Annotated in this window: 25 protein-coding genes and 1 riboswitch; of the genes, 10 read left to right on the top strand and 15 right to left on the bottom strand. The window is 53.2% G+C overall.

The annotated features are described in order from the left end of the window. Positions 1–2: 2 nt before the first annotated feature. Positions 3–1,853 (bottom strand): TonB-dependent receptor domain-containing protein, encoded by a 1,851-nt coding sequence (locus Y017_RS14505; RefSeq protein WP_011589645.1) that lies wholly within the window; start codon positions 1,851–1,853, stop codon positions 3–5. A 134-nt stretch (positions 1,854–1,987) separates the two neighbouring features. After that, positions 1,988–2,201, bottom strand: a riboswitch (cobalamin riboswitch). A gap of 209 nt (positions 2,202–2,410) precedes the next feature. Here Y017_RS14505 and Y017_RS14500 point away from each other — a divergent pair. The 3 genes from Y017_RS14500 to Y017_RS14490 are packed head-to-tail and all read left to right on the top strand — an operon-like array spanning position 2,411 to position 5,780. Next, positions 2,411–3,331, top strand: a complete 921-nt coding sequence (locus Y017_RS14500) for an MbnP family copper-binding protein (RefSeq protein ID WP_011589647.1) — start codon at positions 2,411–2,413, stop codon at positions 3,329–3,331. Beyond that, complete coding sequence (locus tag Y017_RS14495; protein WP_035461737.1) at positions 3,328–4,536, top strand: MbnH family di-heme enzyme; 1,209 nt, start codon at positions 3,328–3,330, stop codon at positions 4,534–4,536. Before Y017_RS14500 ends, Y017_RS14495 begins: the two co-directional genes overlap by 4 nt. After that, a complete protein-coding gene (locus tag Y017_RS14490) occupies positions 4,533–5,780 on the top strand; it encodes a hypothetical protein (RefSeq protein WP_035461734.1) in 1,248 nt (415 codons plus the stop codon). The genes Y017_RS14495 and Y017_RS14490 overlap by 4 nt, the downstream gene beginning before the upstream one ends. On the opposite strand, the gene cobD is transcribed toward Y017_RS14490, so the two are convergent. Next, positions 5,777–6,766, bottom strand: a complete 990-nt coding sequence (gene cobD / locus Y017_RS14485) for a threonine-phosphate decarboxylase CobD (RefSeq protein WP_035461732.1) — start codon at positions 6,764–6,766, stop codon at positions 5,777–5,779. The two genes, Y017_RS14490 and cobD, sit on opposite strands and share 4 nt — an antisense overlap. Further along, entirely contained in the window at positions 6,763–7,692 is a 930-nt protein-coding gene (gene cbiB, locus Y017_RS14480; RefSeq protein ID WP_035461729.1) for an adenosylcobinamide-phosphate synthase CbiB, read from the bottom strand. Before cbiB ends, cobD begins: the two co-directional genes overlap by 4 nt. 113 nt (positions 7,693–7,805) lie before the next feature. Between cbiB and cobT the strand changes: the two genes are divergently transcribed. Next, positions 7,806–8,858: a nicotinate-nucleotide--dimethylbenzimidazole phosphoribosyltransferase gene (gene cobT / locus Y017_RS14475; RefSeq protein ID WP_035461727.1), complete on the top strand. Its 1,053-nt coding sequence runs from the start codon at positions 7,806–7,808 to the stop codon at positions 8,856–8,858. A gap of 56 nt (positions 8,859–8,914) precedes the next feature. Then, on the top strand, positions 8,915–9,511 hold the full coding sequence (locus Y017_RS14470) for a histidine phosphatase family protein (protein WP_035461725.1): 597 nt from the start codon (positions 8,915–8,917) through the stop codon (positions 9,509–9,511). Between the two features lie 136 nt (positions 9,512–9,647). Here Y017_RS14470 and cobU read toward each other — a convergent pair whose 3' ends face one another. The 4 genes from cobU to moaB form a co-directional block, all read right to left on the bottom strand. After that, entirely contained in the window at positions 9,648–10,169 is a 522-nt protein-coding gene (gene cobU, locus Y017_RS14465) for a bifunctional adenosylcobinamide kinase/adenosylcobinamide-phosphate guanylyltransferase (protein WP_035461723.1), read from the bottom strand. Then, positions 10,169–10,747 (bottom strand): alkylphosphonate utilization protein, encoded by a 579-nt coding sequence (locus Y017_RS14460; RefSeq protein WP_035461720.1) that lies wholly within the window; start codon positions 10,745–10,747, stop codon positions 10,169–10,171. The genes cobU and Y017_RS14460 overlap by 1 nt, the downstream gene beginning before the upstream one ends. Positions 10,748–10,879: 132 nt before the next feature. Continuing rightward, the gene (gene glp, locus Y017_RS14455) at positions 10,880–12,121 is read right to left on the bottom strand and encodes a gephyrin-like molybdotransferase Glp (RefSeq protein WP_035461718.1); all 1,242 of its coding nucleotides are present in this window, start codon (positions 12,119–12,121) and stop codon (positions 10,880–10,882) included. A gap of 38 nt (positions 12,122–12,159) precedes the next feature. After that, positions 12,160–12,672 carry a molybdenum cofactor biosynthesis protein B gene (moaB, locus tag Y017_RS14450; protein ID WP_011589657.1) on the bottom strand — a complete coding sequence of 171 codons (513 nt, stop codon included), beginning with the start codon at positions 12,670–12,672 and terminating at the stop codon, positions 12,160–12,162. Positions 12,673–12,827: 155 nt separating this feature from the next. Here moaB and Y017_RS14445 point away from each other — a divergent pair, with 155 nt between their 5' ends. Next, positions 12,828–14,195 carry a cytochrome P450 gene (locus Y017_RS14445; RefSeq protein ID WP_035461715.1) on the top strand — a complete coding sequence of 456 codons (1,368 nt, stop codon included), beginning with the start codon at positions 12,828–12,830 and terminating at the stop codon, positions 14,193–14,195. A 106-nt stretch (positions 14,196–14,301) separates the two neighbouring features. Here Y017_RS14445 and Y017_RS14440 read toward each other — a convergent pair whose 3' ends face one another. Continuing rightward, positions 14,302–15,144 carry a mechanosensitive ion channel family protein gene (locus tag Y017_RS14440; RefSeq protein WP_035461713.1) on the bottom strand — a complete coding sequence of 281 codons (843 nt, stop codon included), beginning with the start codon at positions 15,142–15,144 and terminating at the stop codon, positions 14,302–14,304. A 176-nt stretch (positions 15,145–15,320) separates the two neighbouring features. Between Y017_RS14440 and Y017_RS14435 the strand changes: the two genes are divergently transcribed. The 4 genes from Y017_RS14435 to Y017_RS14420 all read left to right on the top strand — a co-directional run bounded on the left by Y017_RS14435 (position 15,321) and on the right by Y017_RS14420 (position 17,818). Continuing rightward, positions 15,321–15,962: an MBL fold metallo-hydrolase gene (locus Y017_RS14435; protein WP_011589660.1), complete on the top strand. Its 642-nt coding sequence runs from the start codon at positions 15,321–15,323 to the stop codon at positions 15,960–15,962. A gap of 2 nt (positions 15,963–15,964) precedes the next feature. Continuing rightward, a complete protein-coding gene (locus Y017_RS14430; RefSeq protein WP_011589661.1) occupies positions 15,965–16,498 on the top strand; it encodes a mechanosensitive ion channel domain-containing protein in 534 nt (177 codons plus the stop codon). 211 nt (positions 16,499–16,709) lie between these two features. Then, a complete protein-coding gene (locus Y017_RS14425; protein WP_011589662.1) occupies positions 16,710–17,048 on the top strand; it encodes a hypothetical protein in 339 nt (112 codons plus the stop codon). An 83-nt stretch (positions 17,049–17,131) separates the two neighbouring features. Further along, positions 17,132–17,818, top strand: a complete 687-nt coding sequence (locus Y017_RS14420; RefSeq protein ID WP_035461707.1) for a DUF2057 domain-containing protein — start codon at positions 17,132–17,134, stop codon at positions 17,816–17,818. Positions 17,819–17,912: 94 nt separating this feature from the next. Here Y017_RS14420 and Y017_RS15140 read toward each other — a convergent pair whose 3' ends face one another. The 7 genes from Y017_RS15140 to Y017_RS14390 are packed head-to-tail and all read right to left on the bottom strand — an operon-like array spanning position 17,913 to position 25,384. Further along, positions 17,913–18,119, bottom strand: coding sequence for a YjbQ family protein (locus Y017_RS15140; protein WP_081737638.1), 207 nt, complete (start codon positions 18,117–18,119; stop codon positions 17,913–17,915). 57 nt (positions 18,120–18,176) lie between these two features. Further along, positions 18,177–19,184 (bottom strand): hypothetical protein, encoded by a 1,008-nt coding sequence (locus Y017_RS14415; protein ID WP_035461704.1) that lies wholly within the window; start codon positions 19,182–19,184, stop codon positions 18,177–18,179. Beyond that, complete coding sequence (locus Y017_RS14410) at positions 19,185–19,607, bottom strand: secondary thiamine-phosphate synthase enzyme YjbQ (RefSeq protein WP_035461702.1); 423 nt, start codon at positions 19,605–19,607, stop codon at positions 19,185–19,187. 4 nt (positions 19,608–19,611) lie between these two features. Then, positions 19,612–19,971, bottom strand: coding sequence for a hypothetical protein (locus Y017_RS14405; RefSeq protein WP_035461700.1), 360 nt, complete (start codon positions 19,969–19,971; stop codon positions 19,612–19,614). A gap of 1 nt (position 19,972) precedes the next feature. Next, positions 19,973–21,964, bottom strand: coding sequence for a hypothetical protein (locus tag Y017_RS14400; protein ID WP_035461698.1), 1,992 nt, complete (start codon positions 21,962–21,964; stop codon positions 19,973–19,975). Next, positions 21,961–23,865: a hypothetical protein gene (locus tag Y017_RS14395; protein ID WP_035461696.1), complete on the bottom strand. Its 1,905-nt coding sequence runs from the start codon at positions 23,863–23,865 to the stop codon at positions 21,961–21,963. Before Y017_RS14395 ends, Y017_RS14400 begins: the two co-directional genes overlap by 4 nt. Beyond that, positions 23,852–25,384: a site-specific integrase gene (locus tag Y017_RS14390; RefSeq protein ID WP_081737637.1), complete on the bottom strand. Its 1,533-nt coding sequence runs from the start codon at positions 25,382–25,384 to the stop codon at positions 23,852–23,854. The genes Y017_RS14395 and Y017_RS14390 overlap by 14 nt, the downstream gene beginning before the upstream one ends. Between the last annotated feature and the right edge of the window lie 21 nt (positions 25,385–25,405).

Raw genomic sequence — 25,405 nt, 5'->3', positions numbered from 1 at the left:
CTCTACCTATCGTAGCGCAGGCTCAACATTACCGAACGCCCTGCGTTCATATAGTTCCAACCAGCAAAGTTCTGCGCCGTGGCGTACTCCTTGTCGAGCACGTTTTTCACCGCCAGGCGTGTGGACCAGTTCCGTGCGAAATTCCAGCCGACGCGCAAATCCAGCAAACCGAACCCAGACAGCCGCACGTCGTTTTGCGCATCGTTATAACGGTGCCCTTGCAAAACCACACTGCCTCCTAGGGAAACGTTCCCCATGGCTCGGTCCAGATCAAAACGGAAGCTACGCTTTGACTGACGCTGAAGCACCAACCCCGTATCCCGATCTTCTGGATCCTGAGCCGTAAAGGCCGCACCAGCGCGCCACTGGTTTATCTCAACACCGGTAGCCAGTTCGACACCCCGAATGCGCGCCCGGTTCACATTGAACGGCGCATAACGCCCACCCTGCAAGGCATAGGCAATCAGGTCATCCACATCGGTCTGGTAGGCGGCAATATCCCAGTACCAACGCTGATACTGGCCCCTCACCCCGAGCTCGGTGCTGGCGGAACTTTCCGGGTCCAGCTGGTCATTACCAAAGCCGGGGAAGTACAAATCATTAAAGGTCGGCGCACGGAAAGCGGTGCCATAGCTGGCCCGTAACCGGTGATGGTTATCGAGCTTGTAGCCCAACGCCAGTCCGCCAGTGGTTTCACTGCCATAGGCTTCGTTGTCGTCGTAACGGCCACTGGCCTGCACATCGAAGGCACCAAAGTTTAATAACAGCTGGGCAAAACCGGCGCTATTGTCACGCTCGTCTTCCAAATACAGCGTGGTGCTGTCCACTAGGTCTTGCAGGTAATCGGCACCCACCACTAGCTGGTGATCCCCCAAAGCAAACACATTCTGCCAGTTAGCCGCACGGCTACGGGTGTTAAAAATGCTGTCTCGGTTGCCGTCGGTGAAGTTCTCGTTCTCGTCGCGGGAATCGCTAAGAATAAGTTTGCTCAACCAACGTTCCGTCACCCACAACTGCCCTTTCACACCCGCAGTCTGCATGGCGTAGTCGGTCACTTTTTTCTGCGAAGGCGAGCTGCCTTCAAACTCGGTGCTGCCGGCTGCCCGAAAACCGAACACGCCGATTTCCGCATCGTTATCGAAGCGATGCGTTACCCGAGCCACCGCCGATGTGTTGTCGTAGCCACGATCATCACTGCCTTCACGAATTTCTGTGCCATCGGTATCAAAGCGGTCCACCGCCAAGTTATAGCGCGTACCGTCCTGCTCCCCCTGCGCGCCCGCTGCCACCCGGCGGCTATTAAACGAACCCGCTCCCAGCTCCACCCAGCCGGTTTGTTCATTGCTGAGATCCCGAGCCCCAGGTGTAAAAACCTGCACCACGCCACCCACAGCATCCGCGCCATACAAACTGCCACGGGGGCCACGCACAATTTCAATACGGTCAATCAAGGTGGGAGGCAGGAACTGCCAAGACGGGCTGCCGCCGGTTGCCGAACGCAGGCGCACACCATCAACCATTAACAACGTTGAGCTACTGCCCGTACCCCGCAAATAAACACTGGTGGCCTTACCGAAGGCACCATTACCGGTGATATCCACGCCGGGCTGGCCTCTTAGCATCTCGGTAATATCCTGGGGCTGACGCTCGCGTAATTGCTTCTCATCGAGCACCGTTACCGAGGCCAATGACGCCTCTGTAGTACGGCTGGCCAGCGTAGGCGTGACGACCACGGGATCGAGCATAGAAACGCGCAGAACAGCAGCATCAAGCGGTGAAGATTCCGCGTAGGCAAGCAAGGGCCACGCACACAAAGACATCGCAGCACACGCTGCAATGGGACGAAATACCATCGAGAGATCCCCCTCTGCCGTGCCCACCCGCACGGCCTGAATTTAGCCGCAGCAGAACAAGCACAGGGAGACAGGCGCAATCGCGCCAACACACCCCACCATCGCCCACCGCAACGCCTGGTTGAAAGCCCTAAGAAGCTTCCTTACCTTTTGGCCGGTCTCCGGGCTAATGAGCGAGGCTTAGCCTCTCGACAGTCGCCTTCCCATGCAAAAGCACAGTGGCATTTCGACTATCGTTTACTCAATCACCGTTGCGGGGGCAGCGCCGGATTAGAGCCAAGGCTCTCACCGGCTTCCCGTTTAACCCGCCCTGTGTTCAGGGTGGGCACCGAAAGGTGGCGCGAAATTACCAATGGCAGCAGGCTTTAGCAAATAAATTCACCTCCTTATGAATTTTACTCAAGGCAAGTTGAGCACAGCTCTCGCTGAGTCAACCAGCGCTAATACTCAAGTCTGTGGCGATATGCCACATTCCAGCCAGCCGGCGATCTAAAGATAATCCCCCACCTACAGCGCAGACCTTGTCGCGTGCTTTGTTCAAAAAATCGGGGATTATCATGCGAATTCTGACTCTGGCCACCGCATCCTTAGCCACCATTCTGACAGGTTGCGGAGGCTCAAGTTCATCGGGCGACCGTGCTTGGGAGAGCAGCAGATCCAGCACCGCTCGCACCATCGAAATTCCAGTAAAGGCCGTGGCAGGGACGACTGACATCAGCTGCGATGCAACCTTGCAGTCCCTCGGTACCGCAGGCACGGAAGTCAGCCTGGTGGATTTCCGCTTCTTCGTTCACGATCTGGCGGTGGTTACCGATGAAGGCCAGGTTATTCCCGTAGCACTGGACGCAGACGCCGAATCGCAAAACGCCGACGTAGCCCTGCTCGATTTCCGCGACAAAGATGAGAACTGTGCCGGCGAAGGAGCCAACACGAATTTCAACGACACCATTACCATCAAAGTGGATGTGGACAGTGAGCTCGTTATTAGCGACCTGCAGTTCACTCTGGGCGTGCCGTTCGAACTCAATCATTTGGATCAGTCACTGGCGGAAGAACCGCTGCGCAACCCAGGGAAAGCTAGCGGCATGGCCTGGAGCTGGCGGGGAGGTTACAAATTTACCGGCCTGGATGTGAAACCGGTAAGCGACGACATCTCTAAAAACTGGCATATCCATATCGGTAGCACCGGCTGTACCGCTGACCCCGCTGAAGGTGAAGAACCCGTACCCTGCCCCAATCCAAACCGCGCAACGATTAAGCTGCCCTTAGAAGGAGCAAATTTAGAAGACATCGCCATTCAACTGGACTACGCCAAACTGGTGGAAGGAAGCAATCTATCCCAAGATGAAGGCGGTGCCAGTGGTTGTATGTCAGGATTCAGCGACCCGGAATGTCCCGCAATTTTCAAGCGCCTGGGCCTGCCATGGGGTGACACCGAAGCAGTCGAGCAAAGTGTCTTTTCTATCGTACCGAAATGATGAAGAAGCCATTTCTCCTGTTGGCCGGGCAATCGCCCGGCCTTTTCCTTGTGCTCGGCACGCTGCTCCTAAGCGGCTGCCCAGAGCAGAGCGAAACCCGGGTAGATGATCAAGGCGCGTCCTACTCCGCCTATGACTGGCAACTCCCGGAAAACATTCCGCTGCCCCGCGAACCGGCGGACAACCCGATGACGGAAGAAAAGTTTCAACTCGGCCGGCATCTATTCTATGACAAGCGACTCTCCGTCAATGGCACCATCAGCTGCTCCAGCTGCCACCACCAGGACAAAGCCTTTAGTGATGGCGTTGCCCGCCCCGCTGGCGCCACCGGCACACTTCACCCGCGTAACAGCCAAGCGTTGGTGAATGTGGCCTGGTACAACACCCTCACCTGGGGCAACCCGGCGCTCAGCACCATTGAACAGCAAATCATGCTGCCCCTGTTTGGTGATGACCCTATCGAACATGGCATCAATGGCGCTAACTCGGAACAGATTCTCATGAATCTGCAATCCGACCCTGTCTATGCGCCGTTGTTTGCAGCGGCCTTTCCTGAGCAGGATGAGCCGTTATTTGGCGACACTGCCTATAGCAACATCGTCAAATCGTTGGCTTCCTTTGTACGCGGTTTGGCGTCGTTCAATAGCCCGTTTGATCGCAATGAGCTATCCGCCTCAGCCAAGCGTGGTTCCGCCCTGTTCAACGGTGAAAAGCTGGAATGTTTTCATTGTCATGGAACCTACAATTTCAGCGATGCCACAGTGGACCGTCGCACCAGTTATATCGAAGCACAATTCCACAACAATGGTCTGTACAACATTGATGGCCTTGGAGGCTACCCCGAACCCAATACCGGTCGCTACGAACTGACCGGCAAAGCCCATCACATGGGTCAGTTCAGGGCTCCCTCGTTAAGAAACGTAGCCCTCAGCGCCCCCTATAACCACGACGGTTCCGTGGAAACGCTGGAACAGGTGATACGCAACTACGCGGCAGGTGGGCGCAACATTACCAGCGGCCCTAATACAGGCGACGGGCGCATGAGCCCATACAAAGATAGCTTCATCGTTTCTTTCTCTATTTCCGATTCTGAAATAGCCGATGTGGTGGCTTTCCTGGAATCGCTCACCGACGAAGAATTCATTAATAACCCGCGTTTTTCCAACCCCTGGACCGAGAGCAGCCCGCAGGACTCCGCCCCATGAAATTCCGTTTTTTAGCTCCACTGATGGCTGCCAGCTCCCTGAGCCTGGCACACAGTGTGCCCAGCCAAAATAACCCCACCACCGTAGACGCCAGTCTCGCCGCCACATGGCGGTCCGCTAACGTGATTGGCGATTACGATTACTGGCAAATCCCTGGCACCATGATGGGAGGCGAAGCTTGGCCTGCGGAAAAAGGGGCGCAGATTGATGAACTGAACCTGGGCGTCGCTCACCGTATTGATGAGAATTTCTACGGGGTCATCAAATTCAACCACCACGCCGGCGGTGATGATGATCACGGCGGTGCCGAGCTAGAGCATGCTTATGTCGGCTGGGTCTGTTGTGACGATACCGGTCCCTGGCTGGTGGAGGCAGGCAGGATGTCTGCCCAATTCTCCCCTGGGCTGGCTCAGCATTCCGTAGACCGGCTCGCCAGCGAAAGTCCGCTAGCGCTGGATGTGCTGTTCGGGCGCGATTTCCATGATGATGGCTTACGCTTCTGGTGGCATCAAATGGCAGGCTTTTCCCTTGGCGCTGAGGTCTGGAAAGGCAAAGCCTTCCCCGCTACCGACACAGAGAATGGCGGCGCCTGGGATGTATTTGGCCAATACCAGTGGCAAGGCGAACGGTTGGCGCTAACGCTGGGCGGGTGGTTCTACAGCGCAGAAGCGGAGTCACGTAGCGACCATCGCTACGGAGGCGGCCATCAACATGTACCGGTAGCACCTCCAGGCGAAATCGCCACCCTCTTTCCGGACACACGCTACACCGGCGAAACCGAAATCGCCGGCGCTCACTTCAAGCTGGGATATAAACTCAATCCGGATTGGGCATTAGCCCTCGACGGTGAGTGGATGCAGGCAAAACCCGATGGCGTAGTGCATGACGGCATCGGCCGTGAAGCAAACTTCACCGCCACCCAGCAAGGCGGCTGGCTACAGCCCTCCATCACTTGGCGAGCGCATACCTTTGGGCTGCGTGCAGAACAACTGAACACCGACAACAAGCTCACCGGTGCCGCAGCGCCACAATTAGCGCAGGACAGCGGGTTAGCCAATCCTCTTGAGCATGATCCGCAGCGCCTCACCGCCATCTGGCGGTGGCAATGGCGGAAAAATATCGCCATCCGCGCGGAAGCTGTTCAGGACGAGTCCCTGCCCGAAAAAGAGCATCGCTGGAACCTGGGAATTGTCTGGAAAGAAACCTTATGGTCTAGCAAAACGGGGCTGCGCGGTCATCATTAAAGCGCCGCGGCCAATTGCGCCCATCCCCGATCGTGCCCAGGCAAACCAAAACGCAATGCGGGCACATCGGGGAAAAGCCGAACCAACACGCCCTGCCGGGCCAGTGCCTCGGCGAGGGCGTTGGCCTTATCGGTCTTGCACCAAGCAAATAATCCACAATCGCCTTCTGCTTGCAGGCCTGCGTCACTCAGCACCGTCAGCAGCCGTTGGTGTGCCGTTGTAATCCGCTGATATTGACGCTGTTTCCAATCAGCATCGGTTAGCGCCTTAGCCATCACAAAACGGGCCGGGTGATTCACCGCCCAGGGCCCTAACCGCTGAGCCATTTGAGAACACAAATCCGGCGTCGCCGTGACGAGCCCCGCACGCAAACCGGCCAAACCATAAAACTTGCCCAGCGAACGCAGCACAATCAATCCAGCTCGATCACTCAGCGGCGCCAAAGACTGCCCCTCAGTCGCGTCCAAAAACGCTTCATCCACCACCAGCCAGCCACCTCGCTTCAGCAACTGCTGATGCCAGCCCAACAGCGTTTCACTGTCCGTGAGCTTCCCTGTGGGGTTATTGGGATTAATACACACCAGCACATCGAGCGTCGCCAAGGTGGCCTCAATGCGGTCGTAGGCCAGCGGTATGACCTCATGGCCTGCTCGCGCCCAAGCCTGCGCATGTTCCGCATACCCCACCGCAGGCACACCCACACGGCAACGGGGCCGCAATAAAGGCAAGGTTTGCAATGCCGCCTGGCTCCCCGGCACCGGCAGGCAATCGGCATTGCTGGGTAGCGCCAGCACCTCACGACAAATATCCACCAGGCCATCGTCATCTTCCGGCAAGCGCCGCCAAACATGCTCCGGCACTGCCGGTACAGGCCAGGACCAAGGGCTAATCCCCGTGGACAAATCCAGCCAGTGATGCGGGGGAATCCCCCAACGTCTCGCCGCGTTATGCACCCCGCCACCATGGTCCAGCTTTGCCACGCTCACACCAACGCTCCCACTATAAAGACCAGTAACCACAACAATACGCTACGCCACACCAGTACAATGGCCGCGTCGATGCTGTCCGCATCCGCGGGCCGGCCCTCTCCTAACAACGGCTTATTTTTCCAGCCACCGTGGTACGGGGCGCCGCCGCCCACTTGCACCCCCAGCGCACCTGCGCCGGCGGCCATCACCGGCCCCGCATTGGGGCTATCGCAGCCCTTGGCTTGCTGCCGCCAGCAGCGCAACGCGGTCCAGAAGCGGCCGTGCAACCCGCCCACTAGCGCATAACTCAGCGCGGTCAGTCTCGAAGGCAACCAAGCAAGGCCGTCATCCAGCCGCGCGGCAGCCTTACCGAAGCGTTCGAAACGAGCGGTGCGATACCCCCACATGGCATCCAGCGTATTCACCAACCGATGTAATATCGCACCGGGCAGCCCCGCCACCACAAACCAAAACAGGCTGGCAAACACCGCATCGGCCCCATTTTCCAATACGGATTCGGTGGCGGCCCGTGCCACCCCGTTGGCATCCAGTGCCTGTGTGTCACGGCTAACAATTCTCGCTACCTGTTCTCTGGCCTCAGGCACATTCTGCGCCCGTAACGGTGCGGCCACCGCACGGCCATGGTCGGCCAAACTGCGCGCGCCCATCACCAGCCACAAGCCCACCACCTGCAACAGCCAGCAGGCCCACCCTGGCAGGGTCGACAACATCAGCACAGCCAACAGCACCACCGGTAGCACCAAGACCAGCACCGCTCCGGCCCCCTTGAACACACTACCCGGCGCAGCCGCATTCCAACGCTGCTCTAACCACCCGGCCAGCCGACCAAACCCCACCAGCGGATGCCAGCGACGCGGCTCGCCCAGCAGAAAATCCAGCACGATCGCTGCCACAGCAGCACTTATCAGGGAAACAGAAAGCATGATTTTGCCGTCATTGTCCGGTATCGATGGCGGGCAGTGTACTTGACACTCCCGGTTGCGGGGCAGAGGATTTGCCGCTTTCCGGCCCTGCGCCGCCCCAACCGGAGACACCCGTGAGTACGCCTTTGCCTTGGCAACAGCCGATTGCCGCCCCCAGCGAACCCCATCGGCAAGCCGCCCTGCACCGCCAAGCCCAGCTCACCAAACCCGCCGGCTCACTAGGCGAACTTGAATCTCTGGCGGTCACCCTGGCGGGCCTGCAGGCGACAAACCTGCCACGCATTGAGCAGGTTTGCATTGCCGTTTTCGCCGCCGACCATGGCGTCTGCGAGGAAGGCATCTCCGCCTTTCCCCAAGCCGTCACCGGGCAGATGATTGCCAATTTTGTTGCTGGCGGAGCTGCCATCAGTGTCATGGCAAAACAACTAGGCGCCGCTCTGGAAGTAATCAACCTGGGCACCGTCAGCCCGCTGCCCATTGACGACGGCGTGATTGATGAACACATCGCCCCGGGCACCGGAAACCTAGCCCGCCAACCCGCCATGACCGACGCCCAATTGCAGGCCGCACTCGCCGCCGGAGATCGCGCTGCGCAACGGGCCGCCGATCGCCAAGCCGACGTGTTTATTGGCGGGGAGATGGGCATTGGCAACACCACCAGCGCCACCGCCCTGGCCTGCGCACTATTAGGCGAAGACGCCACCGCACTCACCGGCCCTGGCACCGGGCTGACACCAGAAGGCGTTGCCCACAAAGCCCAAGTGATTGCCCAGGCCCTAGCCCGTCACGGCACCCGGCCCGAACCGTTGGCCGTGCTGGTCTCTTTGGGGGGCTTTGAAATCGTCGCTCTGGCTGGCGCCTTTATCGGCTGCGCGGTACGCGGCATCCCGGTATTAGTGGACGGTTTTATTGTCTCCACAGCAGCCCTTGCCGCCTGCCAACTTCGACCACAATTACGCCCCTGGTTACTGTTCGCCCACCAGTCACGCGAGCCCGGCCACCAACGGCTGCTGCACGCCCTGGACGCCACCCCGCTGCTGGATCTTTCCCTACGCTTGGGCGAAGGCAGTGGCGCGGCTGTAGCAGTACCGTTATTACGCAATGCCTGCGCGCTACACAATCATATGGCGACCTTTGCCGACGCCAATGTCAGCAACGAAAACTAATTTTGCCGGATTACAGTAACGCCGAAGCCAACCTACAAGAACGGGAATAGATACCGATGAGCACCACTATTTTTGACCTGATTCGTCATGGTGAACCCGCCGGCGGGCAAATGTACCGGGGCCACAAAGATGACCCGCTGAGCGAGCAGGGCTGGCAGCAAATGCGTAATGCCATTACCGGCGACGATAAGTGGGACCACATCCTCAGCTCGCCCCTATTACGTTGCCGGGAATTTGCCGCCGAGCTGGCCAAAGAAAAGAATTTGCCGATGACCGTAGCGCACGATTTTAAAGAAATCAGCTTCGGCGACTGGGAAGGAAAAACCCGCGAGCAGGTGGCCCAGGAATACGGCGATCACCAAGCCAACTTCTGGCGCGATGCAGAAAGCCACCCACCGAGCAATGCGGAAACTATTCAGGATTTTCATCAACGCATCGGTGAAGCCTGGGCGCTGTGGCAAAACACATTGAAGGGCCAGCGCGTGCTATTGGTGTGCCACGGCGGCGTCATTCGCATGGTGCTAAGCCACGTACTTAGCATAGCCCCCAGCAAAGCCATGGCCGGCTTTCAGGTGCCTTACGCCTGCCGCTCAAGGGTGCGGCTAGATGCCAGCGAATTCGGCACCTTGAGTTGCTTGATACAGCACGGGTAATTCTGGGTTGAACCTTCCACGTTGAAACGCGGGTAAGCCCCGGCTAACTGAGCGTTTTGGTCGCGACCTTTGAAGTGTATTTGATGAGGTGTATTTGTGATGCGGGCATCGCACACCCGCCCTTTAGAGCGTTGAATTACACCCCTTTTAGCGTCTGCGTGAGCCCGGCCACCGACAGCAGCACCGTATCGCATTTTTCCGCTAACGACTGATTCAACCAGCCCAGCTCATCGGCGAAGCGACGGGTTAGCGGATCCATGCCGATAATCCCTAGCCCCACTTCGTTGCTGACTACCACCGCATTGCCGGGGTACTGCCCCAGCGCCGCCAGGAAACTGTCTCGCTCGCGAACAAAAGTAGCGTCCCCTGCGTGCAGCAAATTACTCACCCATAGGCTCATGCAATCAATCAACACGCAGGGGAGCGGGGACAACCTGGCCTGGCGGTTCAGCAAAGCCCCCAGATGCAATGGTTCTTCCACTAGCCCCCACCCCGCCGGGCGGCGCAGGCGATGGCGACGAATGCGATCACTCATTTCACCATCGCCCGCCGTCGCCGTGGCCACATATACCACCGGTTCGCCTGACTCGGTAACGCGCTTTTCCGCCAACGCACTTTTGCCGGAACGAATGCCGCCGAGGATCAGGCTACAGGGCATCAGTTTTTCTTCACGAACTGAGTCAGAATAACAATCCGCTGGCCTTCAACCCGACCTTCAATGTGCTCAGGATTATCCTGCACCAAAGAGATATTGCGCACTGGGGTGCCGCGTTTGGCGGTGAAGTTGGCGCCTTTCACGTTCAGGTCTTTAATCAGCGTGACCGAATCGCCGGCTTCTAACACGGCGCCATTACTATCGCGGTGTAATTCCCCCGCTTCTTCATTCTGGCCTTCCCCTGTAGCCTGGGCCCAGGCGAGGGTGTCGTCCTCCAAGTAAAGCATATCAAGCAGATCCTGGGGCCAGCCTTCCCCCTGCAAACGCGTTAGCATTCGCCATGCCAGCACCTGCACAGCGGGCACCTGGCTCCACATGCTGTCGTTAAGGCAACGCCAGTGATTAACGTCTTCATTGCCGGGATTATCCAGCTGGGTTTGGCAGGTTTCACACAGCAGTACGCTTTGCTCGGCACTGCCATCGGATTCAGGGGGTACGGGATATACAGCAAGAGCATTGCTCGCCCCACAAAGCTCACAACAAGAATTGGCGCGGGCAAGCAACGAAGATTCCAGTGTCATGTAACGGCTCCTTTATCGGGGCCACATTATAACCGATTTGCGGCCCCCCAGCGGGCACCTTGAACGCCATTGCCGGAAAAAGTCGTCACTAACCATGGTCAAGCCCCCCCTACCTATGGCTCACCATGCAACCTACCCCGACAACAAATCAGAAAATGAAAAGAACGCCAAAGCATCTCCCGGAGCCACCGTACAGCCCACCGGAACCACGGCCAGGCCATCCGCCCACACGGCCGAGCTGAGCATGCCGGAACTCTGATTAGGGTGCTTTTTCAGCACCGCTTGAGCGGCGTCAACCACGCAGCGCACACGCAGGTATTCCTGTCGTTTGGCCGGCTTGTTGATAGTGAAGTCCGCCGGCAAAGACATGGCCGTTGGCAATACCGCATCCGCGCCACAACAGCGCCGCAACATTGGCAACACCAGCATCAGATAGCACACCAACACCGCAGAGGGGTTTCCCGGCAGCCCAAAGAAGGGGATACCGCCAAGGTTGCCGTAGGTAAACGGCTTACCTGGCTTAATCGCGAGGCGCCAAAAATCTAACTCCCCCTGCTCGGCAAGCACCGCTCGCAAATGATCTTCTTCGCCCACAGACACCCCGCCGGTAGAAATAATCACATCCGGGCGTTGCGCTGAATCGGTGAGTAAATCATTGAGAGTTTCGCGGATAATGGCCGGGTCATCGGGCAGATGTTCCCGATGCACATTCACAAAGCCGCTTTGCTGTAGCAACTGCGTTAGCAGGGGGCCATTGCTGTCGAAAATTTTTCCCGGTAACGGGGACTCTTCCGGCGACTGGATTTCATCGCCGCTGGTGAGAATCAACACCCTGGGGGAATACACTTTTACCGTCGCGATCCCAACGGAAGCAGTCAGCCCCACCGCCTGGGGGGTCAGCCTCTCACCCCGCGCCAGCACCACTTCGCCGTGCCGAGCATCCTGCCCCGCCGGGCGAATATTTTGCCCGGCCGTCACCGTGTCTCTACCCGGCAAACGCACCCGGTGTTCAGCAATTTCACAGTCTTCCTGCATCAATACCGTATCGGCCCCGGCAGGCACCGGTGCACCGGTAAAAATCCGCGCCACCTGACCTGAAACTATCGTGGCGGGCGCATCACCCGCCGCCACACGCAGCGGCATGGGCCGTGTTAGCCCCGGCTCGCCCAGGTCCGCATAGCGCAGCGCCACACCATCTACGGCCGCGTTATCAAACGCCGGCACATCTACCCGTGAGGTAACGGGCTCAGCCAAATACTGCCCCTGACAACCGGCCAACGGCACCTCGGTGATTGCCCGAAACGGGCGCGCCGAATCCAGTAACCGCTCCAGCGCTTGTGCCACTGGCATTAAGGGTTGCTTGCCTGCGTGCATTTTTCTCTTCCTTTCAAATCACCGCGACAACATTCGCTTTATCGGCGCACTTGGGCAACAAAGTTACAGGGCCGATGACGGGCATCCAGCTGCTCGACAATAATGCGATCCCACCCTGTGGCACACGCATTATTGGACCCTGGCAGGCAAAAAATCACCGTGCGGTTGGCCAGCCCGGCCAGGCAACGACTCTGAATAGTGGAAGAACCGATATCCTCCACGCTCACCTGCCGGAACAGTTCGCCAAACCCCTCAATGGTCTTGTCGAACAGAGGCGCCAGCGCCTCCGGGGTGGAGTCCCGCCCTGAAAACCCGGTGCCACCGGTAGTCACAATCCCTTGTATCCGATCGTCGGCAATCCAATCAGAAACCACCTTGCGCAGCTGATAGATATCGTCCTTCACTATCTGCCGCGCTTGCAGGGTATGCCCCGCCTCTTTTAACCGCGCTACCAGCAGGTCTCCAGAGGTATCGGTTTCCGGGGTTCGGGTATCACTCACGGTCAATACCGCCAGCGCCAAGGGCTCAAATCTAGCCGCAGGTTTGGACATACATTCTCTCCTTACGCAATCCGCCAATGCTAGCACGTGTCATACCTGGGCGGCTGGACAGCACAGCATGATTTGACCGTTGCCAACAGCCCCTGTTCTAGGCTACTCCCCAAAGGTAAATTCAATTTCTATCAAGAGTTTATCGGAGAACCGCCATGAACCGTATGGAAGTCGCCCAGCAAGAGGCTGCACAACTGCCCCGGATGCCACAACGCAAGCTCAAGGATATCCCAGGTGACTACGGCTGGCCGTTACTCGGGCATACCGTGCCGTTTCTGAAGGACTATCACAAAATGGTCACCCAGCAAGCAGCTAAGCATGGGCTGATTTTCAAAGGCTCGGTGTTATTCCAGCACGGGGTGACGCTGCTCGGCCCCGATGCCAACGAGTTTGTTCTCAAGGACCCGGAACATGCTTTTTCCAGCCGGGCGGCCTGGAATCCGATCTTGGAAAAGCTGTTCACCGACGGCTTAATGTTGCGTGATTTTGCCGACCATAAATTTCACCGCCGCATCATGCAGCAGGCATTTAAAAAACCCGCCTTGGCCAGTTATCTAGGCCGCATGAACGGTCACATTGGCAGTGAGATCAGCCACTGGCCCACAGGCAAAGAATTGAGGTTCCAAGACCATATCAAGTCTTTGTTACTGGACGTGGGCGCACAAATCTTTTTCGGCTTGGAAATGGGGCCGGAGTCCAACAAGGTGAACCAGTCTTTTATCGACGCCACCGACGCCTCTTTGGCCGTCGTTCGTCTGCCCATCCCGGGCCTGCTCTGGCACCGTGGCATGAAAGGGCGCCGCTATTTGGAAAAGTTTGTCATCGGGCTGATTCCACAAAAACGGGCCAGTAACACACCCGATTTCTTCAGCGAGCTTTGCAAGGCCGCAGACGAAGAAGGGGGCCTCTCAGATAAAGACGTGATGAACCACATGATCTTCCTGTTGTTCGCCGCCCACGACACCACCACCAGCACCCTGTGCTCCATTGTCTACATGCTAGCCAAACACCCGAACTGGCAAGATATACTGGTGAAAGAAATAGAAGGGCTGAATAAAGAAACGCTAGACTATGACGACTTGGCGAAAATGGAAAAAACCGACTGGGTCTTTCGCGAAACCCTGCGCATGCGACCCGCGCTCACCACCTTCCCCCGGCGCACAGTCAAAGAGATTGAGTATCAGGGCTATACCCTACCAAAGAACACCTTGGTAAGTATATCCACGCTCTACACACACTACATGGAAGACTACTGGAGCAACCCGACCACCTTCGACCCGGAACGCTTCAGCGACGAACGCGCCGAGCACAAGAAGCACTTTTACCAGTGGGTCCCTTTCGGCGGCGGCCATCACAAATGCTTAGGTCTGAATTTCGCTGAATTACAAACCAAGACTTTTCTGTTCCAGTTTCTGAAACGTTACCGCGTTAGCGTCAAACCCGGCTACGAACTGCCCACCCAGCAAGTACCGCTGATCATGCCAAAAGATGGATTACCCGTGGTGCTAGAAAAAAGAGCCTAACGTTGAAACGCAACCACACCCTTTCCACGCCAAAAAAAGGGGCCGCGATCATCACTGATCACGGCCCCTCTTTTTGGTATCACCAATTCACCTCGCGTTTTAGCGTCTAACTTTCGCCTCCGCTCTGCTGAAATAAATGCACATCCCGCTGGGGGAAAGGAATGGTGATACCGGCTTTATCAAAGGCGTATTTCACCTGCTCGAACAAACCAAAATACACCGGCCAATAATCTTCCGAATTCACCCACGCCCGAGTCAACATTGTAATGCTGCTATCCGCATGGGCCGAAACAAAAATATCGGCGTCGAAACTACCACCATCCAGAATGCGATCATCGTTATCAATCACCGATTGAATCGCGGCCCGAGCCTGCTCAATGCTATCTCCATAGCCAATACCAAATTCGATATCTATGCGCCGTTGCGGCTCCACAAAAATATTTTTGATACAGCCATTGGACATGAGTCCGTTGGGGATCACGATGCGCTGGTTGTCGTAGGTCGTGAGGATGGTATTGAAAATCTGAATATCCCATACTTTTCCGGTATGCCCCTGGGCTTCAATAATGTCCCCCACCCGGTACGGTTTGAAGAGCAGGATAAGTACACCACCGGCAAAGTTACCCAGGCTTCCTTGCAACGCCAGCCCCACCGCCAACCCCATGGCACCCAGCATGGCAATAAAGGACGTCGTTTGTACGCCAACCATTCCTGCCACGGCCACCAGCAACAAAATTTTAAGCAGCACATCCACAAGACTGGTCATAAACTTCTGTAAGGTATCGTCCACGGCCTTCAAGCCCAGCAGCCGGTTCATGCCCTTGATCACCCTCTTGATGATCCAGAAGCCCACAATCAATGTAATCACCGCTAGCAGCACCTTAGGAAAATAGGCCATGCTTAGCTCAATTCCCTTGTCCAGATACGGCTGTATTTGCTCCATATCCATGATTCCCTTCCTTTATGAGTTATGTAGACACTTAAAGTACCACTAAGAGGCCAACCGCAAACCTTAACTGCGTCTGAATCTGCCGCTATTTATCCTTTCGGCCCAACGGTGGAGGTGTGAATCCTTACCCAAATTAGCGCTATACTGCGGGCACATTCTCCACCGAATAGATAGCCATGAAGTACGCCATCGTGCCGGTCACCCCGTTCCAACAAAACTGTTCTATTCTGAAATGCGAAGCGACCAACAAGGTGGCTATCGTGGACCCAGGCGGCGACCTGGAAAACATCCTCACCGCCCTTGAGCAAATAGGCGGCACACCGGAAAAAATCCTCGTCACCCACGCGCACCTGGACCATATTGGTGCCGTGGCAGACCTGGCTGAGCGGCTATCTCTGCCCATTGAAGGCCCGCACCGGGACGATCAATTCTGGATTGATATGCTGCCCCAGCAAGCACAAATGATGGGCTTTGCTCCATCACGCCCATTCACGCCAGACCGCTGGCTGGAAGGCGGCGATAGCGTCACCGTGGGGGAAACCCGTTTCGAAGTGCGCCACTGCCCCGGGCACACTCCCGGCCACGTAGTGTTCTACCAGCCCGAAGCAAAACTGGTGGTGGTGGGTGATGTCCTATTTAACGGTTCCATAGGCCGCACGGATTTCCCCAAAGGCGACCACGACACACTGATCCAAGCGATTAAGGATCAGCTGCTAACCTTGGACGACGACGTGTCCTTTATTCCCGGCCACGGCCCCATGTCCACCATTGGCCATGAACGCAGCCACAACCCTTTCGTATCTGGCAAACACGGATAGACATGGATTCAGTGGTAATGAAGTGGCTGCTCACCGTGATGGTGCTGCTGGTCGGCTGGGTATTGTCCATCGCCCTGCGTGGGGCAACCAAACGGCTGGGCCGCCGCCGGGGCTATAGTCGCGCGCGTATTTTTCAAACCGCCGTGGTGATCAACAGCAGCAGCTTGCTCCTTTGCCTGTTGGCGCTAAGCATTTTGTGGGGCTTAAAAGGCGACGGCATCATGGTTTTCGCCACCTCACTGATGGCACTGCTCGGCGTGGCGCTGTTTGCTAGCTGGTCCATGCTGAGCAACACCACCGCCGCCATCATTCTGTTCTTCAGTGCGCCTTACCGGGTCGGCGACCGAATCCGCTTACTGGACGGCGACAACACTGTCACCGGCCAGGTCCGCCACATGGGGCTGATCTTCATTACCATTCAAGATGAACTGGGCCATCGCTACACCCTGCCCAACAACCTGCTGCTGCAGAAAACCGTCATCCAGCTACGCGGCGACACTCTGCCCCGGGATCAAAAACATATCAAAGCAGACTAACCCCCCGTTCTCGCCACATTCAGAGTCCGGTAAAGTAATAACAGCGAAGAAGCATCGGCCCAACGAATAGAGCACGCGGTCAAAAAAAATGGCCATGCTCGCCCTGCTTCTTCCCCTTATTGCCGTAGCGACCCTACTGAGCGGCGGCCAACGTAATCGGGGGCTAGGCGCAGCATCCGCCGAAGGCTCCCGCCAGCAAAGAGGCCCAACAATGAGTAACACCAGCACCGCCAACCTGGCTCGCATCATCTATGTGCTACATTTGCTGGGTCTGATCACCGGCGGGCTTACCGCCATTGTCGGCGTGATTCTTGCTCACATTAATGTCAGCGATGCTCCACCACCGCTACGCGAGCATTTTCGGTTTCAGTACCGCACCTTCTGGATTGGCCTGCTGTACTGGTTTATTGCCGGCATCACCACCCTGGCCCTGATTGGCTGGCTGTTGATGGTGCTAATCTCCGTCTGGTGGATTGTACGGTGCGCCCGGGGCATGTCTGCCCTGAATCGCAACCAGCCACCTAGCAAGGTGGAGAGCTGGGGGTTCTAATACCCCTATCGATTTGTCACATAACTGACACAGGCGCAGGCCAGACTGGCCGGCCGCGTCATCAACCGCCCTAAGGAGAAGTCATGTTGCCCCTGCGCCTGCTTACCGTAACCCTTTGCGCCCTGTTTCTGGCCGCCTGCGCCCGCAGCCCCGTGGTACAGCTATACGATGGCCCAGCCAAAGCCGACAGCCAAGTGCTCACCGTTAAGGTGCCCAGCGAAATCGAAGTGTTCACCATTAACGGCAAAGAACTGGAAGGCGTAAACACCTTTTTCGCCACCGACTTTAAGGAACTGAAGTTAGCGCCCGGCCGCTATGAAATCCTCGCCTATTACAAAGAGTTATGGCAACTGGATGTGGACAATCATGAGATTGTGAAAACCAACCCAGCCAACTTCATCATCGATGGCAAGGCAGGCGACCAATGGCAGCTGGGCTTCGACAAACCCCAGAATGTGGAAGAGGCCCGCGCCATGGAAGACAGCTTTAGCGGCTGGGCCAGCAATACCGAAACCGGGGAAAAAGTGGCGGCCAAAGAATCTGATCTGATCCTTAACCGCGGTTTCCTGGCGCCAATCACCGGCGAAGAAGTCACCACCGCTACCAGCAACAGCATTGCCCCCCAAAATGCAGCAGGGGCCAATGCCGCCCATGCACAAAAGAGCACCAGCGTCGCGCCCGGGGCCAGCTACTTGGACACGCTTAAAGCGCAATGGAAACAGGCCACCCAGCAAGAGCGTCGCGAATTCCTGCAGTGGATCTCAGAATAACCCAACACCGCATGCGTTCACGCGGGCAGGCAAGCGGCACCGCCCGCGCCTTGCCCGCGCCTTACCCACACAAGGCTCCTTCAGGCTCGGCGAGTCACTCCCCCTGAATCGTCGCCACTAGCCGCCTTGTGCCAGCGTTATCGCGATGTTCGCACAGGTAAATACCCTGCCATGTGCCTAACGCCAGCCGCCCGTTACTAATAGGCAAGCTCAATGAAGGGCCTATCAATACGCTCTTAATGTGCGCCGGCATGTCCACCATACGGATGATGTGTCCATATGGCCTCGCCCTTAACCCCACTCAGCTCATGGCCATTGTCGATACCACCTGTCCACATCTTTAAACGCCTGTATGGACTCAACAGTCCATACCTTCAGAAGTATACATCTTGTGTTGGAACTCCCGGACCCCTGACTCTTTCAAAATGTCATCAACCTTAGCTAAATCTAAGGCCGTACGCATAACATCGAAAGGATCATGAGATTTAAGTATTCCCATCTTCTTACCTGCTTCCAGCGCCCATATTGGAATCTTTGTTTCGAGGACATTGCTCAAATCCGGTTGTCTCTTCTTCAGATAGGCAATTACTGACGAGTAAAATATGTACTGTCTGACATTGGCATCAGGATGAACAATGTTCTTTGTTCCTACAGACATCTGCTGCAAAAGTGCCGTCAGTGAAGTTAATGCATAAACCAAAAACTCATACACAGCCAAACGACTCGGAAACCGAATATGGATTCCCATTCCATCTTTTCCCAAAGCACCTTCTAGAAACGCCATTAGAAACTCGATTGATTGACGATCAGCTTCAGCTTCAAACGCATACCTAACCATCAAATCATTTCTAGCGATTTCACTCTCATCAGGAAATTCATTCAAAACCTCTGAACTGCTCTTTGACTTAAGAAAGTCAGTATGTCCAAGGTAAATATGAGATAGCTCATGAAGAATGATTGCATAGCTACAAAGGTAATATGCAAAGTCAGCTATTAATTTCTTTCGCCCACTCTTCTTTAAATTTTTTTCTCTGATTTTGATACTCTTTAACCATGGCAAAAAGTCATAATCCGTTTCAAAAACACGAGAGGCTAGCCACACGTGATATGACAAACCTGCCGTCATTTCAACGTAATATGTTCCATTGCAGATATCGACCGTTTTTGCAAAAGCACCTACTTTCTCTGGGTTAAATACATCGACGACCATTTTAATATTCGAAGTGGCACCCTTAACATTTTCAGCTTTTAATACTGATAGCACTTCTTTTATGTGCTCATCAATACTGCCAATTAACGGCTCAAAATCTTCATATCTATATCCCGGCCCACCGATATAAATTATTGGATTCCCTTTCTTGCTCACTTAACCCTCTCCATGAATCGTGACAACCAGCGAACGGGAGCCACCATGATTACGATGCTCACATAGATAAATACCTTGCCAGATTCCCATGTTAAAGCTCCCATCGGACACGGGAACAGAAACACTATTCCCAAGCAGACTGGCCTTAATGTGGCTGGGCAAGTCGTCACTCCCCTCATAAATATGCTTGTAATAGGGCTCATCTTCGGGAACCGCACGACTAAAGAAGCTTTCAAAATCATCACGTACTGTAGGATCTGCATTTTCATTGATCGTCAAAGACGCAGAGGTGTGTTTGATGAAAATATGAGCAAGCCCAACTGATACCTGTGACAACTCAGATACCTGTCTTACAATTTCATCTGTAATCAGATGAAACCCTCGTTTCTTGGGTGAGATTTTTACTTCTTTTTGAATCCACATAATTCTATTCTCTAATTGGCAGCACATTTGAAAAGCGGGCCAACTCTTTCTCCAATCGGGCCAGCCTATCAAGCAACATCAACTCTCGATTCAGAGCCTGATGATAGAGTTCTTTGTAATTTTGCTTCTCTGCTCTGACTTTTCGAAGTAAATCCCTAGGTTTGTTAGCTGGTACATCAACCTCTCCGTTCGCAGTGTCAATTGCCGCAATCAATTCCCCGAAGCTGCTCCTGGATTTCTTAATTGACCCACGCTTTCTGCCAGCCTCCAATGCAACGGTGTCCTTGTTAATCGAAGAGCCTGGCGGAACTCGGCCTGGGCATCCTGCCTTCAAGCGTTCTAGTGCTTCCCAGTATTCTTGCATGCTAGACCCCCTTATTTCTCAAAAGAGCGATCCGACGCTGGTAACTTTCGAGATCTTCTAGTTCTGACAACTCGGTTCTAAGCGCGATGCTCGAATCATCCTTGCTTTTTAGCTCATCAACAAAGATTCTTTGACGCGCAATGACTCGTTCCAGCTTACTTGGTTTTATGATTGCCTTATCACAGCTAATACAGGCAGAAACCAAGCGAAGTAGCTTTTTGTCACATGAGGATGTTGTCATACATGCCCCCAGAGGTGTCTCTTTATAGGCAAGCTCACCCCTTCTGAAACGGCTTACCCACTCCTTGCGATCGTTAAGCAGCAGGCCCTCGCTTTCCCGTTCGGTAACATTGCGATCGACAAACCGCCCATAAGCACCGAAGAAAGGTTCTGTTCGATCTGCAACAGCTGCCAAATATGCATGAGCATCACTCTCAGGTTTAATTTCCCTCATCAGGTGAGATATATGCTCATCATGATCGAATTCGGAAATGCAAGCAGAGGCATTGCAATAATAGAGTGTCATCTCTCTGGATATATGCTTTAACTGACTCTTAAGTGCAGGAATGGATACATTACCTGACTGAGACACATAAAAAGCTAACGTTCTCCTAAACTGATGAGTAGTGAATCGCCAAACAGAACCTGGCTGAAATGCCTTCTCCTTGTGCCATGTGCGAAACGGATCAACAGCAACCAAATGATCAAAATCAGAATCCTCTATTACATATAACTCTGAGGGAAAATAATTAAATACTTCCTGATCCTTATTCGCATGCTTTTGAATGACCAAGGGAGAATTCAAATCAATCTTCACGCCAGTGAAGCCCAAGTAGACCGCGCTTATAAATAATGGCGCATCATCCTGCAAGATATCGCACTGAAAGCAGATTAAAATAGATATCTTCCGTGCAATTTCAAACGCCTTGACAACATCTTTGCTTGTCACCCAGGCGACTCTTTTCTTTTGTCCAACAAATTTACTTGTATCGCCAAAAAGTTTATAGACATCCCTGCCCATAATCTTTTCTATTACTAAGGAGTTGTTTTTAAGGCTAAGGCATTCAGAATGCCTCATCCCCGTATATATATGAATGTACATGCGACAGGCATGTTGTATTCTGGTTAGAAACTTACTGAATCCCGGTATATTTGAAACGTCATACTTCAACAACAGTCCTTCAAGCCCATATACAGATGACGCCTCATAAAAAAATGGAGCCATCTCTCGCCTATGAACACCTAACTGGCGTTGCTTTGACTCGCAACGAGCAAACAAAGGGTCATGCATTATGTTTTCAGTAAACCCTGCCAGGTTATCTATACTCGCCAGAATTTCATTAAGGAAAATTTCCAGATCAGAAATCAATGAAGAAAATAGCCGAGGGGGTATCACAGGATGCTGCAAATCTTCTGGCAGTGCTTTCGACTTTTCTCTGGCCAAAAAACTAGAATAAAGACTGGATATCTTGTATCCAGAAACATCACTCGGAATATGTGCTAAATGACCAACTAAAGAAGAAAAACCCGTCAGTAGCGTTTTCGTTTCCAGTGTTCTGATAAATTCATCAAGGTGTTTTTTCTCGGACAGTACGGTTGCAATTGATATTGACTGACTTGAAGCATAACCAATAAGCCGACGTACAGATTTCATATAGTTCATTATTGTGGCTACGCTAACGCCGTAATTTACTGATGATTCAGCAAAATAGATCAGAAGAAACGCAAGCCATTTAGCTTCATTACGATAGTCCTTTTGAGAAAATTCGAAGTTGATCCGAGCTGAGCCTGAATCTCCAGCTAAACGATATATCCTGAAATCCCAAACATCATCACCATATCGGGATATGGGATCTCCTTGCTTATTTCGAGAAACGACAAACTCATCAGAAGGTACCTGAATTCCCCCCTCGATCTCAAAGGCGTCAGGAAATGAAGCCTGATCATCTTGTACAAAATATTCGAAGTTGGCACGATATATCTTCGTACTCATGACAACACTCCAATTTCAATCAAGGTGTCCAGTTTCATTTGCCAATAATCAGATAGGATCTCCCTATCAAAAACATCACGCTCAATGTCATCCAACTGACCAACATCACCACTGAAATTCGACTTAATGACATCAAGCACTTGCTCTATGCGATCCAAAACAGGTAGAACCTTTTCATTAAAGTGTTTCTCTGTATGCGCGAGTATCAAAGATTCCTTAAGCAGGTACTTAAAGCTGATCAATTTATGGACATCATCAATATCAGAATGAACTTTATAGTTTTTACAAAACAAGCAGCCTTCAAACGTCCTGCAATCAGGCTCAATGGGTGTATTACCAAGGGTGGCAGGACTACTTCCGATACACTGTCCAACGGGCGTGCTTTTCGCCTTGGCGTCTATATCTATAACCATGGCCTTGTAGGAATCGAAAAAGCTGCCTATTTGGCTATCATTACGAGTCTTGCTACCTTCCGTATAATGCCTCAGTACCGTTACAGGGCTATTCTGTAAAACAAGCGAAGTCGTTGCGACATCTGTATTCCTTATTAACCAATCCCCCTTATACGCCCTCCACATTCTTGTGGTTATTTTTAAATCAAAGCCGAAACACACCTTCAAACGCCGATGAAGATCCCCCGCAATATCCATAGAAAGTGGCGCTGCCTGATCAAATGCAACCTTGAAAAAGAGCAAGGGATAAGAATGTATATTCAGTGCATCCAGCATGTACTGGCGAAGCAGCAGGAACTTCTTGAACGTTAGGTAAAAGGACGAAGATATGTGAAAAACAACTTCTCTGTTCCCCGCTCTATACTTAATCCCCTTAAATCCGATTCTATCTTTCAAAACCTCATGATCACCCGACCATGGGAGCTGCAACATTTGCCCCAGATTCATGCCGGTGTTTGCAGAAAATAGCATCACAAAAGCCTGAAACGCCATTCGGGCAGCATCTATTCGTCTATTATGAAATCGGGATGAATTGGCGATCTCCATTTTACTGATTGCGTTATTATGGGATGCTCGATGACTAGCGATCAGATTAGTTTTTGAAAGCTTCGTTATTTCTTCTACAGATCGAATACAACCGCTTATATAGTCATATGCCAAAAAGCGATCTTTCAATGCTGCTTTTTTACTAACAGTCGATTTCCCTCCGAAGGGCACAGATACGGGAAAGAACCAGAAGCGATTATTCTCAATGACTATCTCTTTTGGGAATTTCTGAAAATCAATAACAAAATCAGACAGTTGATTAAATACTTGAAGATAGACCGTCAGTGTGCGAGCTACACTTGTATCTTCTGGTATTTTCGTTTTATTAACTGCTTGTAGAGATCTCCTTACTTTTCTCACATTTCGAAAAAGATCTCCGTAAGGGTCGCCATAGACATAGCGCCCGACCCCCATTATCAACTGCTGCAAAGTTGCAGCAGTATTAACGTTAATGTCACTAGCTCTGACTTTATGAATCAGATATTCCGTAAACAACCTTACGGCCTCTGCAAAATCATCCATAGAATCAAGCCCTCGAACATAGCTTGAATCACACCACCGTACAAACCTATTAAACTGCCCGAAATTTGTTTTAAGCGTGTGTGCAGACTTCCCCAACTTTATGTGATGAAGGAAAAACTCGATATACAAAGAGACAAACTCTTTCCTGGCAGACCGATAGCTTTCCATAGTTACCAGATTCGACGCGCAAGCCTCGGTTGACGTGTCTGCCGTCATACGCCGTCTTTTTGTGTAACACCAACTACCAATATCCACCGCATATTTATATCCTGGGATAAAAACCTTCACAGCTGATGGGTCTAGCAGTACGACTTTCCCGGTTTCATCGGTGGGAAGCTGTTCGATGGTATAGGAAACGGTCCTTCGCTTACTCCATGTCATCGGTATTTACCTCGTTCAGCATGGATTCGAGGTAAGCCTCATACTCCGATTGCAAATCAAGCGCGACGCGGTATTTTTCGCGATAGTTCAAGTAGGCCTCCGTTGTCCGAATACTGGTATGCCCCATCCTGGAACGAACCAGCATCAGGGCTTTTGTCATATCTGCCTTTACAGTCAAATTGGGTTCAGCCTGCGACATTTGATTAACAAAACTTTCCAACAGATTCATTCCAAAGGTCGCCCGCAGATCATGAAAACGGAATTCAAATTCGTGCCCGTGGCGGTACAGCTCTGGTTTTAATTGCTGCCTGATGAATTGAGTAACGGCGTTCCCCCTTGGCGGGCTTCGATACAAAAACGCAAAGGGGTCATTCTCAGCCATGTAGTAAGGCTGACCAACGCGAGTCAGAAACAGATATTGATCGCCATCTTCTGGATATACGTGCTTCGATAACTTTATTCGTTGGCGACAGCGCTCAGAATTCATGTAGATCTGCACCCGACGATACAAAAATAGCGGTACAAGCAACACCATCTGCTTGTCATACTTGGTGCTGACTGGTGTTCCGGCACCGACCTTTACCCTATGAGATATCGCGCCTTTATACGGCTCATCCAAAAAATTCTGCCGACGAAGCGTGAAAACAGTTTGCAACCGTGCGCCAGTCGCTAAAGCCAGAAAGAACGCCAATGTCATTTCGGTGTTGCCAATGGCTTTCAGGGCTTGAATTAAGGCCACTTGCTCATCCTTTGGTAAAGGCCTCAGCTTACCGCCGTCATCAATGTACTCACTGTAGTCATCATTGCTCTTCACTATCCTGAACGATCGAGTCAGGTCTGTGCTTTTTACTGATTTTCTGCGCTGAAAACCTCGCGCATCTCTGAACATCAGTGCTGCCTCATCTTCAAGCCATAATGGATAGTCAAACTTAAAACCTTCCGTTTCCAGCCAACGATAAAAGTTCTGCAAGCTACTCATACGACGCTTAGCCGTGCGTGCCTTTAACTTTCCTTGGCGGATTTCATCATGCAGATAAGTGCAATAGCGGTATGTAGGTCTGGCCCTGGGCCGGGCAGATACGGTCAGAAAATCGATCTCCTCTTCCAGCAACCACTGCCTGAAATGTGCCAGATCCCCCGCTATAGATTCGAGAGTTCTGCGCTTTGCTGGCACAAATCCGTTAAGCCTGCTCAGCAGATAACGATTAGCCTCTACCCAGAGCGAACCATCCGGGTCAACAATCATCGGGTAGTGGTAAAACACATCATGTGCCACGTCCTGCGCCGGGTGCCGATAGTAGTCACGACCTTTGGCGGCAGCACTGCATACATGGCTACCCACAAGTTCTACCGTTGATGGCTCATAGCATTCCAGCTTGCGAACCACCTCTACTCTGACATGAAAATTTGGCTTCATAGACAATGATGTAATCACCCTACCCAACAAAAAACCCTTGAGCAACTTTCTTTGCATCAAAGGCGATGAAACAACTTTAGCTTGACATTTAACCAGGATCAACAGATTATTTCTGCATCATTG

Origin of the sequence: Alcanivorax sp. 97CO-5 (assembly GCF_000524665.1) — a bacterium.
Taxonomy (GTDB): domain Bacteria; phylum Pseudomonadota; class Gammaproteobacteria; order Pseudomonadales; family Alcanivoracaceae; genus Alcanivorax; species Alcanivorax borkumensis.
The sequence above is the reverse complement of the archived record's forward strand: the minus strand, read 5'-3'. Positions and strand labels throughout refer to the sequence as shown.

Bases quoted from the DNA above. Each gene is read 5' to 3' on its own strand.
- Y017_RS14505 (WP_011589645.1), bottom strand. From the start codon at position 1,853: ATGGTATTTCGTCCCATTGCAGCGTGTGCTGCGATGTCTTTGTGTGCG.
- Y017_RS14500 (WP_011589647.1), top strand. From the start codon at position 2,411: ATGCGAATTCTGACTCTGGCCACCGCATCCTTAGCCACCATTCTGACA.
- Y017_RS14495 (WP_035461737.1), top strand. From the start codon at position 3,328: ATGATGAAGAAGCCATTTCTCCTGTTGGCCGGGCAATCGCCCGGCCTT.
- Y017_RS14490 (WP_035461734.1), top strand. From the start codon at position 4,533: ATGAAATTCCGTTTTTTAGCTCCACTGATGGCTGCCAGCTCCCTGAGC.
- cbiB (WP_035461729.1), bottom strand. From the start codon at position 7,692: ATGCTTTCTGTTTCCCTGATAAGTGCTGCTGTGGCAGCGATCGTGCTG.
- Y017_RS14470 (WP_035461725.1), top strand. From the start codon at position 8,915: ATGAGCACCACTATTTTTGACCTGATTCGTCATGGTGAACCCGCCGGC.
- cobU (WP_035461723.1), bottom strand. From the start codon at position 10,169: ATGCCCTGTAGCCTGATCCTCGGCGGCATTCGTTCCGGCAAAAGTGCG.
- Y017_RS14460 (WP_035461720.1), bottom strand. From the start codon at position 10,747: ATGACACTGGAATCTTCGTTGCTTGCCCGCGCCAATTCTTGTTGTGAG.
- glp (WP_035461718.1), bottom strand. From the start codon at position 12,121: ATGCACGCAGGCAAGCAACCCTTAATGCCAGTGGCACAAGCGCTGGAG.
- moaB (WP_011589657.1), bottom strand. From the start codon at position 12,672: ATGTCCAAACCTGCGGCTAGATTTGAGCCCTTGGCGCTGGCGGTATTG.
- Y017_RS14445 (WP_035461715.1), top strand. From the start codon at position 12,828: ATGAACCGTATGGAAGTCGCCCAGCAAGAGGCTGCACAACTGCCCCGG.
- Y017_RS14440 (WP_035461713.1), bottom strand. From the start codon at position 15,144: ATGGATATGGAGCAAATACAGCCGTATCTGGACAAGGGAATTGAGCTA.
- Y017_RS14435 (WP_011589660.1), top strand. From the start codon at position 15,321: ATGAAGTACGCCATCGTGCCGGTCACCCCGTTCCAACAAAACTGTTCT.
- Y017_RS14430 (WP_011589661.1), top strand. From the start codon at position 15,965: ATGGATTCAGTGGTAATGAAGTGGCTGCTCACCGTGATGGTGCTGCTG.
- Y017_RS14425 (WP_011589662.1), top strand. From the start codon at position 16,710: ATGAGTAACACCAGCACCGCCAACCTGGCTCGCATCATCTATGTGCTA.
- Y017_RS14420 (WP_035461707.1), top strand. From the start codon at position 17,132: ATGTTGCCCCTGCGCCTGCTTACCGTAACCCTTTGCGCCCTGTTTCTG.
- Y017_RS14410 (WP_035461702.1), bottom strand. From the start codon at position 19,607: ATGTGGATTCAAAAAGAAGTAAAAATCTCACCCAAGAAACGAGGGTTT.
- Y017_RS14405 (WP_035461700.1), bottom strand. From the start codon at position 19,971: ATGCAAGAATACTGGGAAGCACTAGAACGCTTGAAGGCAGGATGCCCA.
- Y017_RS14400 (WP_035461698.1), bottom strand. From the start codon at position 21,964: ATGAGTACGAAGATATATCGTGCCAACTTCGAATATTTTGTACAAGAT.
- Y017_RS14395 (WP_035461696.1), bottom strand. From the start codon at position 23,865: ATGACATGGAGTAAGCGAAGGACCGTTTCCTATACCATCGAACAGCTT.